The following is a 15392-nucleotide window of genomic DNA, read 5'->3' as shown; positions in this document are numbered from 1 at the left end:
GGAACGTGAACGAACCACCTGCAACGGGACGATCGAGAACCCCCCACCGTCACGGATCAATATGCCTGCGCCGTTCCGTTAATCAAAATAGTTTATTAGATCAGCTTTGTTGTTTCACTAACCCTGTGTCTGCGGCGCAACACCGCCCCCGGGGCCAAAATGCTGACCGGCTCATATTTGTAGTTTCCGTGACACAATTACCCTGCTCTGCACTTGCGTCAGGGCAGACTTGCGTGGACTATGCCCACCGCGAAGACTGGCGAGAATGAATCAGCTTGCGGGAGAGACGCGGTGTCAGCGACGAGGAAAGAAGGGGCGCGCCTCCGCTCCGCCGGCAATTTCGATATCATCAGGCGATTCACCTGGGAGATATCCTCGATCAACATGTACCTGGAGGAGCTGCGTCAGTTCTGGGCCAGGACGCTCGGCATCAGCGGACCGCAATGGCTGATCCTGATGGCGATTTCCGACCTCGACAAGAACGACGGCGTGCCCATCAACGTAGTCTCCAAGCTGCTTCACGTCGACCCGTCCTTCGTCACCACCCAGTCCAAGCTTCTCGAGAAAAAGGGCCTGCTGCGCCGCCGCCCCTCGCCAACGGATGCCCGCGTGGTGCGGCTGTCGCTGGTCGAGAAAACGCAGAAACACATCGCGAGCCTCAACGAGCAGTACAAGACGATTCGCGAATTCGTCTTCCAGGAATTCGACGAGAACGAGCTGACGGAATTCACCGCCAAGCTCGCGACGTTGAAGAGCCGGCTCGAGAAAGCCTGCGTCAGGATCTCCCTGGACTTCTAAGGCCGCTCGGCCTGAACGCCGCTCAGATCCGCTTCGCGGCGGCCCCGAGCTGGGATTCGAGCCAGTCGAAGATGTATTCGTTGGCAAGGCTCGGATTGTCGGCATGTGCCTGTGCCGCGCCGGTCTCCGCTGCGGTGAACACCTTCAGCACGATGTCCGAGCTACCGAGGCGGGATTTCTGCACGATCTGCTGCGCTCGGTCGGCCTCGAGCCAGCCGTCCTCGCCCAGCGTGATCAGCACCGGGCACTCGGCGCTTGACGCCATCAGCGGCGCATGCGGCACCGGAACGATGCTGAGGTCCGTCATGGCAAAACGGCTGGCAAAGAACGACCGCTCGTGCAGATCCCACAGACCGCCATCGCAGACGGCCGCGGCAAATCGCGGCTCCTGCAACACCGCGCGCGCGACGAACGACGAGCCCCACCCGTCGGCCACGATCGCAACGCGATCGAAATCGACATCGCTGCGCAGCTCCAAATAATCCATAGCGCTGGCGATCGAGCTCTCGATGTCCCGACGCTGCAGCAGCACGTCCACGTAATCGTCGCGCTCGACACCGAGCAGATCGAGCGCCAGCATCGCAAATCCGCGCTCGCGTGCATGCGGCGCAAGCTTGACCAGGAATTCCTCCTTGCGATGCCCGGGCTCACCGATGCAAATCACGGTCGGAGCGCGGCCGTTCGCCGCGGGCGCGGGCAGGAAATAGCCCTGCAATGAATGCGCTTCGCCCCAGGGGATTGTCACGACCTCGCCGGCGGGCCCGCGCGCCGCGAGGAAACGACGGGCGCATTCCTGCATCGCGAGCACCGCGACCCAGCGGCGCTCGTCGGCGGGATCGAGCGGCATCGCGGCTGCACCGTAATAATTCATCGCGCGCAGCCAATTGCGTTGCGCGGTGACCCTGTGGCCTTCGGCGAAGGCCGCCTCGGCACGATGCCTGTTGGCCTGGGCCAGCTTCTTCCACTCGCGATGCCAGGACTGTTCGTCGCCGTGCTTGAGCCGCCGTGCGATCATCAGGCATTCGGCGATGGTGGCGCCACCCTCTTGTGCCGCGGTCAGCAACCGGGTGAACTCAGCGGAGATATCTTCTCTCTCCGGGCAGAGGATGAAGTCGTCGGAGAGGCATGCGGGTATCATCGGAGCGACGCTCTGTCGTGGCATTACTCCTGATTCACTAAACTATTTTGGTTCCCCGACCAAGCAGCGCTGCGCCGAATGAGACCTATTCAAGATCACCATCGCTTGAACGGGGGAATATCCTTGCATGCGTGACTTTCGGTCTCGCCATGACGTCGTCAGGATGAGCAAGGGGCGCCGGCAAATACCTGAGTAAAATGTATCGCGCGCCCCTTGCGATGACGATGATCATCCCTAACTAGGCATGCCGTTATTGGCAGCCTCAGCCAAGCGAGGCAGCCAAGGAGAGTCAGCCAAGCCGCCAGCCGACCTCCTGGGTAAAGCTTTCGTAGAAGGCGCGGTCATAGGCCTGCTCTGGCGTCGCGCGGACACGTTCGTCGAGACGCTTTGCGTCATCTCCCACAAGAATACGCCACCGCTCTGCCTTCACGCCGTCCAGGATTATCTTGGCGGCCTGTGCAGCGGTCGTCGGTGCATCCTCGAGGAAGCTGCGGGCGCGCTCGGCGAACGCCGCCTGGATGTCCTCGTCCGACATTTTGTCAGCATCTGGCACGCCGGCCGCGACCATGCGCTTACGGGTCAGCGCGACCTCGTCGGCATTGAGCCGCTCCGAGCCGTCGCCGCTCTGCACCTTGCGGGAATTGGAGACGATCGAGGTGCCGATATGACCGGGCATCACCACCGAGCATTTGACGTGCGGGGCATGCAGGCGGAGATCGGTGATCAGCGCTTCGGTGAATCCCTTCACGGCAAATTTCGCCGAGCTGTAGGCGGTGTGCGCCTGGCCCATGCCGATCGAGGCCCAGAAGCCGTTGACGCTGGCGGTATTGACGATGTGGGCTTCGTCCGCCGCAACCAGCATCGGCAGGAAGGTGCGGACGCCGAGATAGACGCCGCCCCAGCAGATGTTGAAGGTGCGCTCCCACTGCTCGCGCGTGTTGGTGAACAGGCTGCCGCCGCCGCCGATACCGGCATTGTTGAACAAGAGATGGATCTTGTCCGTCTTCTGCTGCTCGGCAAGTTCAGCGCGAAAACGCTTCAGATGATCCTCGATCGAGACGTCGGCGACATGGGTGGTTACGCGCAGGCCCTGCGGCAGCTTCTCAACCTCGCAAAGCCGCTTGGTCTCGGCCATCGCAGCTTCCGAGACGTCGCACATCGCGACGTTGCAGCCTTCGGCCACGAGCTGCCGCGCGAGCTCCCGCCCCATGCCCGTGCCGCCACCGGTGATGACGGCGATCTTTCCAGCAAATTCCTTCATGGGACTTTCGGCCCTCCCCGCTCTGTTTCTTCGTCATTGCCGCGCCGCGCTTGCGACGCGCGCAAAATGTAGCAGCGCCGCATCAGCAGGTAAAAGCGGATGGGCGCTGCAATCGTTTTGGTTATTTCGGCGCGCGAACTATTCGGCCGCTTCGCCCCGCGCCCCGCTCAAGGCGCCGAGCGCCTCCAGCGCCTTGCGGATCACCGCCTGCTGCGCGGGTGAAGCCTCCGGCATTGGCGCGCGCGGATAGGTCCTGGGCAGGCCCTGCAGCGTTTGTGCGTAGCGCGTGCAGGCCGGCAGATTGTCGGCAATAACAGCGTTCCACAGTGTCAGCAGCTTCTTGTGCAGATCGAGCGCGCGCCCATGGTCACCCGCCTTCACTGCATCCCACAGCGCCACCGAGGCATGCGGCGCGGCGGTCAGAATCGCGGCGATCGAGCCGTGGGCGCCGAGCGTATAGGACGGATACATCAGGGCATCGACCGCGCTATAGATCAGCTTGTCCGGCGCCATCATCATGAGGTCCGCAAATAGCTTGAGATCGCCCGCGCTCTGCTTGACGCCGACCACCAGCGGCACTTCGGCCATGATCCGCGTCAGCAGCGCCGGCGACAGGTATGACCATGGCACCACATTGTAGATGATGATGGGCATGCCGGTTTCTTCGGCCATGGCGCGAAAATGCGCCACCATCGCCTCGTCATCCGGCTTGAACAGGTAGTGCACCGGCGTGACCTGGAGCGCTGCGACATCCATGTCGCGCACCAGCTGGCCGCGGCGGATCGCATCGCGCGTGGAATCCACGATGATGCCGGCGATGACGGGAATGCGTCCTTTCACCGCCTCGACCGTCGCTTCGATCAGGTCGCGATATTCCTCATGATCAAGCGTGTGCCCCTCACCGGTCGAGCCACCGGCCGCGACGCCATGCGCGCCGGCGCCGATCATCCAGTCGACCTGAGGCGCCACGAGCTTGTAGTCGATCTCGCCGTCTTTCCGGAACGGTGTCGTCATCGGCGGGATTACGCCGGTCGGTCGTACCCTCATGGTCTGCCCTCGCGTTTCCATTGTCATGTGCCGGTCCCGCTCTTTTGACGGATATTCCGCACGCCTCGAAGCGTATCGGCTGGGCCGGTCTTGTGAAGCGCTGAAGGCGCGGCGCAGCCCCTCCATTCGCTCATTGCTCTCTTATTTCCTGGGAGTTCCCCGTATTTGTCCGGCTTCGATTAAGGGACAAATTTTTTACAATCCGAATCGTCAAATGGGGCATTGGGGCGAGCAGGCCCAGCCAGCGTGTCGTTTCCGACACAGGCTGTGGCACTCGGCTTGCATCCTCCTCGTGGTCGAAACTGCCGATGAGGTGACTGGAATGTTCATAACTGTCGTTGCCGTGCTCTGCCGGCTTGGCGCTGCTGCCTCGGGCAGCTGTGTCGAGGAAATCGTGACCGACAGCAACATGACGCCCGACATGTCGATGATGGCATGTGCGGTCGGTGCGCAGGCCCCGCTTGCAAAATGGATGGACGAGCATCCGATCTATCGCGCAAATTGGCGCCTTGAGCGCTACAAATGCGTGCCGGGTCACTACGAGATCAAGGGCCGCGCCTAAGGCCCCGCAAAACCGCTGATATCGAGGAGACGCCCGCGGAGCCGCATTGTCCCTCCGTGCGGGCACCACCAACGCAAGGTCTCACGCGAGGCCGCGCGCAGCGTGACATCGGTCACGCTCTTTCCTTAAGCCACCGCCCCCAAAATCAGCGCACGCGCCCGCCGGCCCTCCGGCGTCGGCATCAGCGCGTAATTGTGCGGCTGGTCACGCCACAGATGCAACTCGACCGGCACACCAGCTGCCCGTGCTCGTACCGCGAGGTCGACACTGTCGGGGTAGAGCAGATCGCGCGTGCCCGAAAAGATCGTCATCGGCGCCAGCGCGCGGAACGCGCCATTGAGCGGGCTGACGAAGGGATGGCCGACATCGAGCTCGCCGGCATAGAGCCGCGCGGCCTCGATCATGCCAGGAATATCCTGGATCGGATCGCGCACGGCGATCTCCGCTTGCTCGGGGCGGCCGAGCGAGGCGTCGGCGGCCGGCGAGATCAGCATCAGCCGGTTCGGCTGGCGATGGCCGCGGTCGCGCAACCATTGGCACGCTGCAAGCGCAAGACCCGCCCCGGCCGAATTGCCCACCACCGTGACCTTTGCCTCCCCCGCATCCTCCAGCAGCATCCGCAACAGCTCGGCGGTTGCAGGCACGACATCCTTCGCAGTGGCGCGCGGCGCCAGCGGATAAATCGGTACGACGCAGACGACGTCCGCCTCGCGTGTCATCTGGCCGACAAAGCGCCAATGCGCCGGCACGATCTCGTTGATGTAGCCGCCGCCATGCAGGAACATGACGAAATTGCAGCCCTCATGTCCCGACGACGGCGCGGTATAATAGACCGGCCATCCGCCCATCTTGGTCAGCATCGCATCGACGCCGCGCCCCAAGCCCGTCGGCTCGAACGATGCAGGCTCCAGCGCGAGCTTCTGCACATGGGCCTGCACGGCCTCCGCGGAGGCGAGCTGCTGCTTGTAGGGAAGCTGCCGCAGCAGCAGGTTGAACAGCCGGCTCTGCAGGCTCGGCGCGGGATCGCGGCCGGCCGGCGGACTGAACCCGCAACCCACCGGGCAAAACTGCAAGGCCGACACGATCCTGGCAACGCTCATGGCCACATCCTCATCTGGCTCGTCCGAGGCGGCGACAAAGAGGCTTGCTGACCCGCCGCCCCTCGGCAATATAATGCGAGCATTCACTCGCTTTTCCTACTCGCATTCAGATCACAAGGCCGTGGGCCGCAAGCCGCCGACGAAACCCCGAAAAAGCGCTTCGCAGCAGCGATCCCGCGCCACGGTCGACGCGCTGGTCGAGGCGACCGCTCGCATTCTGGTCAAGGACGGTTTCGAGAAGACCAGCACCAACCGCATCGCCGAAATCGCCGGCGTCAGCATCGGCTCGCTCTATCAATATTTCCCGAGCAAGGAGGCGCTCGTCGCCGCCGTGATCGATCGTCACAACGAGGAGATCATGGCGATCGTCCGTGCAGCGCTCATCGAGGTTGCCGATATGCCGATCGAGAAAGCCGTGCGCCGCCTCGTCACCGTTGCGATCGAAGCGCACCGCATCAACCCCAAACTGCATCGCGTGCTCGCCGAGCAGATCCCGCGCGCGGGCAAGCTTGACGTCGAGGCCTTCAACCGCGAGGTCCACACCCTCATGCGCGCCTATCTCGACAGCCACCGCAAGGAGATGCGCAGGATCGACCTCGATATCGCGACCTTCATCTGCGTCAGCACCATCGAAGCCGTCGCGCACAACACGGTGCTGAACCAGGCCGAGACGCTGCCGGACCGGATCGTGCGGGCGCTGGTGGATGAGACGACGCGGATGGTGGTGGGATATCTGCGGCCGCCCGCCTAGCTAGATCTGCCCCGGCGCCGGGACGTCATCGAACCGAGGCCGCGATCGATTCGCGGGCGACCGGGACGGCACGCCGCACCCCGTTACCGAACTGTCGCGATTCAAGAACCCGTGCGCATGCCACGCAAGGGATTGAATCCCGCGCGAAGGGTAATTACCTGATGAAGTCAGATGATTAAGTCACCAGAATGGAAGGCGATCGCCATCGCGGCGACGGTTGCGGGCGTCTCGATGTCGCTTTTGGCCGTCGACGCAGCGCTGGACCTGAACGTCGGTGGGCTGACCAAGCGCCTGGAGAGTGCGCAAGCTTCCATCGTGGATACGATGGGACAATATCAACTCGCGTTCGCCGTTCCGACCTGGGCTCGTGGCAAGCCTCCCGCGGACCAGCCGTGTCCGCGCAACCGATGCTGATGACCAACCGCTGACGTCGGATTGTTCGGAGCACAGCAGATCGCTTGCCGATCCCGCGATCGCGCAAGCATTTGGTCCTTCTCTGAAGAAAATGGTCGGAGCGAGAGGATTTGAACCTCCGACCCCTAGTCTCCCAGACTAGTGCGCTAACCGGGCTGCGCCACGCTCCGAACGTCGTTCCATTAGCTAGGATCGGCGCGATGCGCAAGGCGAGCCGCAGCATTTTGGTGTCGTCGCCCAAAGCCCCGGAACTGCCCACAAAGCCGAGGAAAAGCCTGTCAGCCGTCCTTCAGCGCCTGATCCAGCATGTCCCGGCAGGCCACGAGGTCGGCGAGCACCCGACCCAGCCGTTCCCGGTCCAGCGCGCTGGGCCCCGCCGGCGCGGCGGGCGTGCCGCCCTTGCGGAAGGTGGTGAGGATTTCCTCGTCGTCGACCTCGGTGAAGCGGAAGTCGATGCCCTCCTCCTCGTCCCCCTGATAGTCGTCATCATCGGCATCGGTGATGCCCTTGATGGGCGGCTCCTCGTCCGGCTCCATCAGGCTGGCGCCGATGGCGTCCTCGATCGCGCCGAACGAAACCGCGGCTGCGCCGTCGGCCAGGCCCTGCACCGATTTGACACCGTGCTCCTTCAGGATCCGCTGCACCCCGCGAATGGTGTAGCCCTCGCCGTAAAGCAGGCGGCGGATGCCCTTGAGCAGGTCGACATCGTCTGGGCGATAATAGCGGCGGCCGCCGCTGCGCTTCATCGGCTTGATCTGGGAGAAGCGGGTCTCCCAGAACCGCAGCACGTGCTGCGGAATATCGAGTTCCTGCGCTACTTCGCTGATGGTTCGGAACGCATCCGGCGCCTTGTCCAAATGCCAATCCTTATCCGTTGGGCGGTTACGCCTCGGGTTGAGCCTTGCTGGCATCGCCATTGGTGCGGTGCTGGGCGTTGATCCGCTGCTTCAGGATCGCCGACGGCTTGAACACCATCACCCGCCGCGGCGAGATCGGCACCTCGGTGCCGGTCTTCGGATTACGGCCGATACGCTGGCCCTTCTTGCGGACCATGAAGGAGCCGAACGAGGACAGCTTCACCGTCTCGCCCTTTTCAAGGCAATCGGTGATCTCCTTCAGCACGAGTTCCACGAAGGCAGACGATTCCGTCCGCGACAGGCCCACCTTCTGGTAGACGGCCTCGCAGAGATCCACACGCGTTACGGTTTTGCTTTGATCGGTCATCGCCCTGCCCCACATCACGGCGAACAATTGTTGTCTGAAATTATGAGCTTACGATACGCCGGTCAACACCGCTCATCAATGCAAACGCATCGATATTAGGCGCAGATTCCGGCAAAACTTTATCTGATGTGGCTTTACCAGCGCACCAGCGCGGAGCCCCAGGTGAAGCCACCGCCCATGGCTTCCAGGAGAACCATGTCGCCGCGCTTGATGCGGCCGTCCTTGCGCGCCACCGCCAGCGCCAGCGGTATAGAGGCTGCCGAGGTGTTGCCGTGGCGGTCGACCGTCAACACCACCTTCTCCGGCGCGATATGGAGCTTGTGGGCGGAGGCATCGATGATTCGCTTGTTGGCCTGGTGCGGCACGAACCAGTCGATGCTGTCGGCATTGAGCCCGGTTGCCTGGAAGGCGTCGACGATCACGTCGGTGATCATGCCGACCGCATGCTTGAAGACCTCGCGGCCCTCCATCCGGAGGTGACCGACCGTCTGGGTCGAGGACGGCCCGCCGTCGACGAACAGCTTGGCCTTGTGCCGGCCGTCGGAGCGCAGATGCGTCGTCACCACGCCACGGTCGGTGGCAGCCATGCCCGGCTGCTCCTGTGCCTCCAGCACGACCGCGCCGGCGCCGTCGCCGAACAGCACGCAGGTGCCGCGGTCGTTCCAGTCGAGGATGCGCGAGAAGGTCTCGGCGCCGATCACCAGCGCGCGCTTATAGGCGCCGGTGCGCAGGAAATTGTCGGCGGTCGCAAGCGCAAACACGAAGCCCGAGCACACCGCCTGCAGGTCGAAGGCCGCGCCGTGGTTGATGCCAAGCGCGTGCTGGACGGCGACGGCCGTTGCGGGGAAGGTGTTGTCAGGTGTCGAGGTCGCGAGCACGATCAGCTCGATCGACTGCGCATCCACGCCGGCATCGGCGAGCGCGGCCTGCGCCGCCTTGATCGCAAGATGCGAGGTGAATTCGCCCTCGGCCGCAATGTGCCGTTCGCGAATACCGGTGCGCTGCACGATCCATTCGTCGGACGTGTCGATACGCGCCGCCAACTGGGCGTTGGTCACCACCTGCTCCGGCAAATAAGAGCCGCAGCCGAGCACGACCGAACGAATCTGAGTCACGAAACAGCCTCCTGCGCGGTCTGCACGGAATTGAGTGCACCACCCTCGCGGTTGAGCATCTGATTGATCTTGTTCAGGAGATCGTAGTGAGCCATCTCATAGCCAACATCGATCGCATAGGCAAAGCCTTCGGCGTTGATTCCGCCGTGGCTCTTGACCACCAGTCCGTTGAGACCCAGCAACACGCCGCCATTCGACTTGTTCGGGTCCATCTTGTCGCGCAGGGCCTGGAAGGCATTGCGGGCAAACAGATAGCCGAGCTTGGACAGCCAGCTCCGCTGAATCTCGTGACGGAGTAAGTCCGCCATCTGGCGCGCGGTTCCTTCGGCGGCCTTGAGCGCGATGTTGCCGCTGTAGCCCTCGGTCACGATCACATCGGCCATGCCCTTGCCGATGCCGTCCCCCTCGACGAAGCCGATATATTCGAGTTCCGGCAGGTCCATCGCGCGCAGCATTTCGGCGGCCTCGCGGATCTCCTCGTGGCCCTTGATCTCCTCGGTCCCGATATTGAGCAGGCCGACCGTAGGGCGCTTCTTGTCGAACACCACACTCACCATGGCTGCGCCCATCACCGCGAGCGCCACCAGATGGCGCGCATCGCCGCCGATGGTGGCGCCGAGATCGAGCACGACAGTCTGGCCGCGCGTGGTCGGCCATATCGCTGAAATGGCCGGGCGGTCGATGCCAGGCAGCGTGCGCAGATGGAACCGGGCCATCGCCATCAGCGCGCCGGTGTTGCCGGCGGAGACCGCGACATCGGCCTCCCCCTTCTTCACCGCATCGATGGCGAGCCACATCGAGGAGGTCTTGCGGCCGCGCCGCAGGGCCTGGCTCGGCTTGTCCGAGCCGCTGACGGCAACGTCGGTGTGAATGATCCTCGAGACGGCCTTGAGCTGCGGATGCCGGTCCAGCTCAGGCTCGATCCTGGCGCGGTCCCCGACCAGCAGGAATTCGGTGTCCCGATGCCTCGCGAGGGAAATGGCGGCGCCTGGAATGACCACGGCAGCGCCGTCGTCGCCTCCCATGGCGTCCAGCGCGATGCGAACCTTGCTTGGCATAAAAGTCCCGGAAACCTGGTCTGGTACGGTCCTGAACGGACGGGCCGCAAAATGGGTTCGCCATCGACATGGCGACCGGCCAAGCGCCACGCCGCACCCGGACCGGGGCGCGACAATAGCGTTTTGTTATCCCGAAACAACCTCTTGCCCCCAGCCTTTTGAACTAAGGGCGATCTGATGGCGGGCGCTCGAATTCACAAAAATATCATAATAATCAAATGGATGATGCGGACTTTCAAGTCGGTCCGGCAAGGACCTCACACGACGCAGGACGGCGGTCTTACGAGGAATGCCCAGCTATTTGCCCTTCTTCCTGCCCTGCTTGTTGTCCTGGAGCGCCTTCAGCGCCGCGAACGGATGGTCCTCGGGATCTGGCGCGGCGACCTCTGCCTCAAACACGGCACCCGGCTTGCGGGGGTATGGATCGATCGCCAGGAACAGCGCATCGGTCGCAATCCGGCCGAGGTCGATGATGCCGTTGACGATCGCCTCGGGCGGATCGGCGACATCAGGCGGCCCCTCGTCGTCCTGCCCTTCCTCGATCAGATCCTCCAGCCGCCGCGTCTCGGCCTCCGGGGCAAAGGTCAGATCGACCTCCTCGTCAATCTCGCTCTCGATCGGATCGAGCGTGACCACGCAGGTCTGACCGACCCGGGCGCGCACCCGGCCCGTGACCTGGACCCGGCCGCCGCTCTTCGGCTCGACGTCGAAATCGGCATGGGCCGACAGGACGTCGCGCAGCCCCGCGACATCGGCCATCGCCCGGCGTTCGGCCGCCGAGGCTTCGAGCTCACGGTGAAGCCCCGTATCGGGAATTTGCGCCACCGTTATGGGTGAACGCCAGGGATCGGGCTCGGACCCGGTCATCGATCGGTTCATGACGTCTCATCCTTCCGAAGCGGCGCGCGAAATTTGAAAGAGCCTTGCAAAAGGGCGGAATCGCCGGCCTGGCCGAGATCGGCATCAGCCGCCGCCGCGTAGCCGGCGAGTCGCCGCGCCTGATCCAGCCCTGAGCCATTCAAGATATTCTTGCAGACTGCCTGCGCCAGCGCCTCCGTGCCTGCCTCGATCGCCTGGTCGTAAGCCTGGACGCGGCCGTAAAAGGCCTCGCCGAAGGCCCGCATCCGCTTCGGAACGGATTGGTCGCCCACGCCCATCTCACGCAGATTGTCGTCCATATCCTCACAAAAGCGGTCGAACAGGGCCTGCGACAACTCCGCACCGCCCTGGACGACAGTCCGCAGCCGGCGCAGCAACAGCCAGAGGTGCAGGAGTAACAGGTCGAAACGGCCGTTAACCGTATCTGGCACGCCCAAGTCCCGGTAAAATATGGGTTCTCGCGCCTGCGTCACGATCATGCCATAGATGGCTTCAATGGTGCCGGGCGGGGCGAGCCGGGGTTTCCTGAAGTGATTGAACGGCCAAAGCATTGTGGTTTCCGCAAGCGGGCGCGCGCGAGTTGCATTCAGACGCCCAGCCCGGTACTTCAGCGCCTCGCGCGACGCAAGGGGACGGAATCAGTTCCGCTATGACGATAACGAACCAGACCAGCCTGCGCGCAACTCGGCGGCGCGGCCTTACCGCATGCTGGCGCGGCCTGCGCATGCTCGCGGCCGTGACCCTGGTTGGCGCCGCGCTCGCAGGCTGCACCGGCGAGCAGTTCCAGAAGGGCTACATCCTGCCGCCGGGTGCGCTCGAGCAGATTCCGATCGGCGCGAGCCAGGACCAGGTGCTGATCGTGATGGGCACCCCCTCCACCGTCGCGACCCTGGACGGCGAGGTGTTCTATTATATCTCGCAGCGCTCGGAGCGCCCCGTCGCCTTCATGAATCAGAAGGTGGTCGACCAGCGCGTGATCGCGATCTATTTCGACAAGAACCGGCGCGTGCGCCGGCTTGCGAATTACGGCCTGCAGGACGGCAAGATCTTCGACTCGATCAGCCGCACCACGCCGACCTCGGGCCAGGAGATGAGCTACCTCACGCCGCTGTTCAAGCTGCTCAGCTTCAACTGAGATCGAGCTGACCTGTCCGCCTGCGGCGTCGTGACGCTCTCCGCACGACGCGCATCGTCCCCCGACTTGCCGTTGCGCACCAGGTTCCCTACGCTCCCAGCAAAACAAGAAGCCGGGAGTGGATTCGTGCCCAAGAGACTTCAGAACAGATTGTTGTCCCGTCGTCGCGTGCTTGCGGGGGCCGCGGGCCTCTCGGCCGCAGCGATCCTGCCGCGATCGAGCCTCGCCGATTGGAAGCCGACCGAGAACGTCCGCATCATCGTGCCGGCCGCGGCCGGCGGCTCGACCGACGTGATGGGCCGGCTCCTGGCTGCGCATCTGCAAACCGCCTGGGGCCAATCGGCCGTGGTGGAAAACCGCTCCGGCGGCGGCGGCACGATCGGGACCGCCGAGGCCGTGCGCGCCAAGCCGGATGGTCACACCATCCTGATCGGCAACCCCGGCCCGAATGCGATCGCCTACAGCATCTTCAAGAACCTCACCTACAAGCCGGACCAGCTCCAGCCGGTCTCCAACATGATCCGGATCCCGAACATCGTGTCGGCGCATCCGAAGACCGGCATCAAATCGGTGGCGGAGCTGATCGCCTATCTGAAGGCCAATCCGGACAAGCTGAGCTACGCCTCGTCGGGGGTCGGCCAGAGCCCTCACCTCACCGGCGCCTGGTTCCTCCAGCTCACCGGGCTGAAGATGACGCACATCCCGTTCCGCGGCGCAGGGCCGGCGCTCCAGGCCGCGCTCGCCGGCGACATCCAGATCCTGTTCGACAATCTCTATCCAAGCCTGCCGCAGGTTCAGAACGGCACGCTCAACGGCCTCTGCGTCACCACGACAGAACGCAGCGAGCTCGCACCAACCTTGCCGACCATGCGCGAGAGCGCGCCGGAGCTTGCGAATTTCGACGTGTCGTCCTGGTTCGCGGTGTTTCTGCCGAAGGGCGTGCCTGCGCCCGTGCTCGAGGCGCTCAATCTCCAGGTCAAGGCGATGCTGGAGCGCGACGACATCAGGAAGAACATCGCCGCCATGGGGGCGCGCGCCGACTACGGCACGCCGCAGCAGTTCGCGGACTTCGTGGAGGCCGAGACGAAGAAATTCGCCGGCATCATCCAGAAGGAAGGGTTGCAGATGGACGTGCAGTAGCTTCCAGGCCGGCTTTAGGCAGGCTCGGCCGATGGCTGCTGCACCAGAGCGGCAATCGCCGAAATCGAGTCCAGGCGCGTCAGGTCGAAACCGATGTCGGAGAAATTGATCCCGTAATCGGTCTCGATGCTCATGATCAGCTCGACCGCGTCGAGGGAATCGAGACGCCCGCTGGTGAACAGCAGATCGTCGTCACTGAGCGGCGACATATCGCCCTTCATGATGAGGCGCTGCGTGATGTAGTGCCGCATCCGCGATCTGACTTCGGGGCGCTCTGTCGTGGTCATGTCGTGACTCCCAGGAGATAGAACAGGAATTCGGCGCGTTGCCAGAGCGAGTGCTCACGGTCCAGCGGTGCATCGAAGATGTGGATGACACAGAAGAAGCCGGAGACCCACAGGCAAGGCAGCAAGCGGCCGCGCAGCCACCCTCTCGGGGCCGGCTGCGGTACGCGGCGCATCTGCGAGAGCCCCACGCTGACAGCCAGGACGAACGTGTAGAATGCGTGGGATTGTTCGCCGACCACGGCGCGCCAAAGCCCCATCTCGCCGACGAAGTGAATGTCGCGAATGAAATGGAACAGCAAATTGCCGATACAGGCCGCGGCAAAGGTGGCGAAGAACATGCGAAGCCGGCGATGGCCGCGGAAACAGCGCACGAAGGTGGGGTAGAAGAAGTGATCGACCAGCAATTCCTTGTAGTAGAAGTAATAGCGGTTCCAGAACTCGGCGAGCGTCGCTGACTGCAGGGGACGATAGGTGTTGCGCAACAGCCGAAAGCCGGCAAGCCGCGCCGTTGCGACGATGACGCCGCCGAACACGGTCATGCTCAGCAGGTCGTCGACAAAGAAGACCACAACGCTTGCCCACCCCACCAGGCGTGGCTGTGGATGACCGGCGAGATACTGCAGCAGATTGTCGTCGAACATCGGAAGCCGCAACTGACCGTGGACGAGTTCGCCGAAGCAGATCTTGCCGATCGCCAGGATCAGGACCCAGGCCGCAAGCTTGACGCCCTTGAGCTGCGTGACCGCGAGCTCCTCCGACGTCTTGGCCTCGAAACGACGAAGATAGGACAGTCCTTTCCCGAATGGGGTCAGCGTTGCTCCCCAGAAGGGATGAAAGACGCCGAGGTGCTGCCACACCGGAGCTCGCTCCTTGGCCGCGTCGACCAGACCGTAGGTAAGGAACCACAGATACGGCTGGAACGTCATCAGGAACGACCAGAGCAGAACTCGCGGTGTGCCGGCCGTGAAACTGGCCTGCGTTACGACGACGAGCGCCAGGAATGCGATTAACAGGCCGAGCGTCGGGCGGCGGAGCACGATGGCTCCCGATCCCTGCATGGCCAGCAATCCCGAGAACAGCGCGAACGTCACGACCGCCATGGCGGACGACACCAATGTCTGATCGATCCGGTCCGCAACGCCTTCGTCGATTGCGAGCCGGGCGAGAAACGTGCGGTCGACCAGGAATCCGCTGCGCCAAAGCAGCAGCGAGGTCGCAAGAAAAATCAGGACGCGCCGGTATCGCCCGGCGTAGGCGCAGGCCAGCGCCAGACCGGCGGCCGAGAAGTCGATGCCGATCTGCCAGAACAGCACCGCCAGCAGCCCGACCCCGCAGCAAAGCAACACGCGTCCATGGGCCTCCTGCACACCGGCCACGAGCGTCGGGTCACGATCGATTTGAGGGATCAGTCGCCACGACGGCTTCGCGAGCACACCCGTGGCCGCACCATCATAGGGCTGGCTCTCGACGCTCATCGGACAAC

The 15392-nt window shown here is 63.7% G+C and carries 18 protein-coding genes and 1 tRNA gene; 6 read left to right on the top strand and 13 right to left on the bottom strand.

Annotated elements, in window-relative coordinates:
• Positions 1–291 precede the first annotated feature (291 nt).
• On the top strand, positions 292–798 hold the full coding sequence (locus ACNJX9_RS19575; protein ID WP_057756336.1) for a MarR family winged helix-turn-helix transcriptional regulator: 507 nt from the start codon (positions 292–294) through the stop codon (positions 796–798).
• Positions 799–820: 22 nt separating this feature from the next.
• Here ACNJX9_RS19575 and ACNJX9_RS19570 read toward each other — a convergent pair whose 3' ends face one another.
• From ACNJX9_RS19570 to ACNJX9_RS19560, 3 genes are all read right to left on the bottom strand, one after another.
• The gene (locus ACNJX9_RS19570) at positions 821–1936 is read right to left on the bottom strand and encodes an alpha/beta hydrolase family protein (RefSeq protein WP_439409931.1); all 1116 of its coding nucleotides are present in this window, start codon (positions 1934–1936) and stop codon (positions 821–823) included.
• A 289-nt stretch (positions 1937–2225) separates the two neighbouring features.
• Positions 2226–3197, bottom strand: coding sequence for an SDR family NAD(P)-dependent oxidoreductase (locus ACNJX9_RS19565; protein ID WP_057756342.1), 972 nt, complete (start codon positions 3195–3197; stop codon positions 2226–2228).
• A 138-nt stretch (positions 3198–3335) separates the two neighbouring features.
• Complete coding sequence (locus ACNJX9_RS19560; protein ID WP_439409930.1) at positions 3336–4244, bottom strand: dihydrodipicolinate synthase family protein; 909 nt, start codon at positions 4242–4244, stop codon at positions 3336–3338.
• Between the two features lie 322 nt (positions 4245–4566).
• Between ACNJX9_RS19560 and ACNJX9_RS19555 the strand changes: the two genes are divergently transcribed.
• Positions 4567–4806: a hypothetical protein gene (locus tag ACNJX9_RS19555; RefSeq protein WP_057756768.1), complete on the top strand. Its 240-nt coding sequence runs from the start codon at positions 4567–4569 to the stop codon at positions 4804–4806.
• Between the two features lie 125 nt (positions 4807–4931).
• Here ACNJX9_RS19555 and ACNJX9_RS19550 read toward each other — a convergent pair whose 3' ends face one another.
• Positions 4932–5906 (bottom strand): alpha/beta hydrolase fold domain-containing protein, encoded by a 975-nt coding sequence (locus tag ACNJX9_RS19550; RefSeq protein WP_439409929.1) that lies wholly within the window; start codon positions 5904–5906, stop codon positions 4932–4934.
• Between the two features lie 73 nt (positions 5907–5979).
• On the opposite strand from ACNJX9_RS19550, the gene ACNJX9_RS19545 reads away from it, so the two are divergent.
• Positions 5980–6657, top strand: a complete 678-nt coding sequence (locus ACNJX9_RS19545; RefSeq protein WP_439409928.1) for a TetR/AcrR family transcriptional regulator — start codon at positions 5980–5982, stop codon at positions 6655–6657.
• A 171-nt stretch (positions 6658–6828) separates the two neighbouring features.
• The gene (locus ACNJX9_RS19540; protein WP_245317306.1) at positions 6829–7071 is read left to right on the top strand and encodes a hypothetical protein; all 243 of its coding nucleotides are present in this window, start codon (positions 6829–6831) and stop codon (positions 7069–7071) included.
• Between the two features lie 92 nt (positions 7072–7163).
• On the opposite strand, the gene ACNJX9_RS19535 is transcribed toward ACNJX9_RS19540, so the two are convergent.
• The 7 genes from ACNJX9_RS19535 to ACNJX9_RS19505 all read right to left on the bottom strand — a co-directional run bounded on the left by ACNJX9_RS19535 (position 7164) and on the right by ACNJX9_RS19505 (position 11898).
• Positions 7164–7241 (bottom strand) — tRNA-Pro (locus tag ACNJX9_RS19535).
• 108 nt (positions 7242–7349) lie between these two features.
• Positions 7350–7928 carry a MerR family transcriptional regulator gene (locus ACNJX9_RS19530; protein WP_271600485.1) on the bottom strand — a complete coding sequence of 193 codons (579 nt, stop codon included), beginning with the start codon at positions 7926–7928 and terminating at the stop codon, positions 7350–7352.
• A 25-nt stretch (positions 7929–7953) separates the two neighbouring features.
• Positions 7954–8295, bottom strand: coding sequence for an integration host factor subunit alpha (locus tag ACNJX9_RS19525; RefSeq protein WP_018456841.1), 342 nt, complete (start codon positions 8293–8295; stop codon positions 7954–7956).
• Positions 8296–8429: 134 nt separating this feature from the next.
• Positions 8430–9410: a beta-ketoacyl-ACP synthase III gene (locus ACNJX9_RS19520; protein ID WP_057756353.1), complete on the bottom strand. Its 981-nt coding sequence runs from the start codon at positions 9408–9410 to the stop codon at positions 8430–8432.
• Positions 9407–10468, bottom strand: coding sequence for a phosphate acyltransferase PlsX (plsX, locus tag ACNJX9_RS19515; RefSeq protein ID WP_439409927.1), 1062 nt, complete (start codon positions 10466–10468; stop codon positions 9407–9409). Before plsX ends, ACNJX9_RS19520 begins: the two co-directional genes overlap by 4 nt.
• A gap of 297 nt (positions 10469–10765) precedes the next feature.
• Positions 10766–11347: a YceD family protein gene (locus tag ACNJX9_RS19510; protein WP_439409926.1), complete on the bottom strand. Its 582-nt coding sequence runs from the start codon at positions 11345–11347 to the stop codon at positions 10766–10768.
• Complete coding sequence (locus ACNJX9_RS19505; RefSeq protein WP_057756359.1) at positions 11344–11898, bottom strand: ubiquinol-cytochrome C chaperone family protein; 555 nt, start codon at positions 11896–11898, stop codon at positions 11344–11346. The genes ACNJX9_RS19510 and ACNJX9_RS19505 overlap by 4 nt, the downstream gene beginning before the upstream one ends.
• Positions 11899–11996: 98 nt before the next feature.
• Between ACNJX9_RS19505 and ACNJX9_RS19500 the strand changes: the two genes are divergently transcribed.
• Together ACNJX9_RS19500 and ACNJX9_RS19495 are read left to right on the top strand one after the other, a co-directional pair.
• Complete coding sequence (locus ACNJX9_RS19500; protein ID WP_057756362.1) at positions 11997–12482, top strand: outer membrane protein assembly factor BamE; 486 nt, start codon at positions 11997–11999, stop codon at positions 12480–12482.
• A gap of 126 nt (positions 12483–12608) precedes the next feature.
• Positions 12609–13622 carry a Bug family tripartite tricarboxylate transporter substrate binding protein gene (locus ACNJX9_RS19495; RefSeq protein ID WP_439409925.1) on the top strand — a complete coding sequence of 338 codons (1014 nt, stop codon included), beginning with the start codon at positions 12609–12611 and terminating at the stop codon, positions 13620–13622.
• A 14-nt stretch (positions 13623–13636) separates the two neighbouring features.
• On the opposite strand, the gene ACNJX9_RS19490 is transcribed toward ACNJX9_RS19495, so the two are convergent.
• Both ACNJX9_RS19490 and ACNJX9_RS19485 read right to left on the bottom strand, forming a co-directional pair.
• Positions 13637–13909 carry an acyl carrier protein gene (locus tag ACNJX9_RS19490; RefSeq protein WP_271600476.1) on the bottom strand — a complete coding sequence of 91 codons (273 nt, stop codon included), beginning with the start codon at positions 13907–13909 and terminating at the stop codon, positions 13637–13639.
• Positions 13906–15384 (bottom strand): hypothetical protein, encoded by a 1479-nt coding sequence (locus ACNJX9_RS19485; protein WP_439409924.1) that lies wholly within the window; start codon positions 15382–15384, stop codon positions 13906–13908. Before ACNJX9_RS19485 ends, ACNJX9_RS19490 begins: the two co-directional genes overlap by 4 nt.
• Between the last annotated feature and the right edge of the window lie 8 nt (positions 15385–15392).

Origin of the sequence: Bradyrhizobium sp. BLXBL-03 (genome assembly GCF_051853015.1) — a bacterium.
Taxonomy (GTDB): Bacteria; Pseudomonadota; Alphaproteobacteria; order Rhizobiales; family Xanthobacteraceae; genus Bradyrhizobium; species Bradyrhizobium manausense.
The sequence above is the reverse complement of the archived record's forward strand: the minus strand, read 5'-3'. Positions and strand labels throughout refer to the sequence as shown.

Coding starts and splice junctions, on each gene's coding strand:
- ACNJX9_RS19500 (WP_057756362.1), top strand. CDS start 11,997: ATGACGATAACGAACCAGACCAGCCTGCGCGCAACTCGGCGGCGCGGC.
- ACNJX9_RS19490 (WP_271600476.1), bottom strand. CDS start 13,909: ATGACCACGACAGAGCGCCCCGAAGTCAGATCGCGGATGCGGCACTAC.
- plsX (WP_439409927.1), bottom strand. CDS start 10,468: ATGCCAAGCAAGGTTCGCATCGCGCTGGACGCCATGGGAGGCGACGAC.
- ACNJX9_RS19510 (WP_439409926.1), bottom strand. CDS start 11,347: ATGAACCGATCGATGACCGGGTCCGAGCCCGATCCCTGGCGTTCACCC.
- ACNJX9_RS19565 (WP_057756342.1), bottom strand. CDS start 3,197: ATGAAGGAATTTGCTGGAAAGATCGCCGTCATCACCGGTGGCGGCACG.
- ACNJX9_RS19550 (WP_439409929.1), bottom strand. CDS start 5,906: ATGAGCGTTGCCAGGATCGTGTCGGCCTTGCAGTTTTGCCCGGTGGGT.
- ACNJX9_RS19560 (WP_439409930.1), bottom strand. CDS start 4,244: ATGAGGGTACGACCGACCGGCGTAATCCCGCCGATGACGACACCGTTC.
- ACNJX9_RS19525 (WP_018456841.1), bottom strand. CDS start 8,295: ATGACCGATCAAAGCAAAACCGTAACGCGTGTGGATCTCTGCGAGGCC.
- ACNJX9_RS19505 (WP_057756359.1), bottom strand. CDS start 11,898: ATGCTTTGGCCGTTCAATCACTTCAGGAAACCCCGGCTCGCCCCGCCC.
- ACNJX9_RS19570 (WP_439409931.1), bottom strand. CDS start 1,936: ATGATACCCGCATGCCTCTCCGACGACTTCATCCTCTGCCCGGAGAGA.
- ACNJX9_RS19545 (WP_439409928.1), top strand. CDS start 5,980: ATGCGAGCATTCACTCGCTTTTCCTACTCGCATTCAGATCACAAGGCC.
- ACNJX9_RS19485 (WP_439409924.1), bottom strand. CDS start 15,384: ATGAGCGTCGAGAGCCAGCCCTATGATGGTGCGGCCACGGGTGTGCTC.
- ACNJX9_RS19540 (WP_245317306.1), top strand. CDS start 6,829: ATGATTAAGTCACCAGAATGGAAGGCGATCGCCATCGCGGCGACGGTT.
- ACNJX9_RS19555 (WP_057756768.1), top strand. CDS start 4,567: ATGTTCATAACTGTCGTTGCCGTGCTCTGCCGGCTTGGCGCTGCTGCC.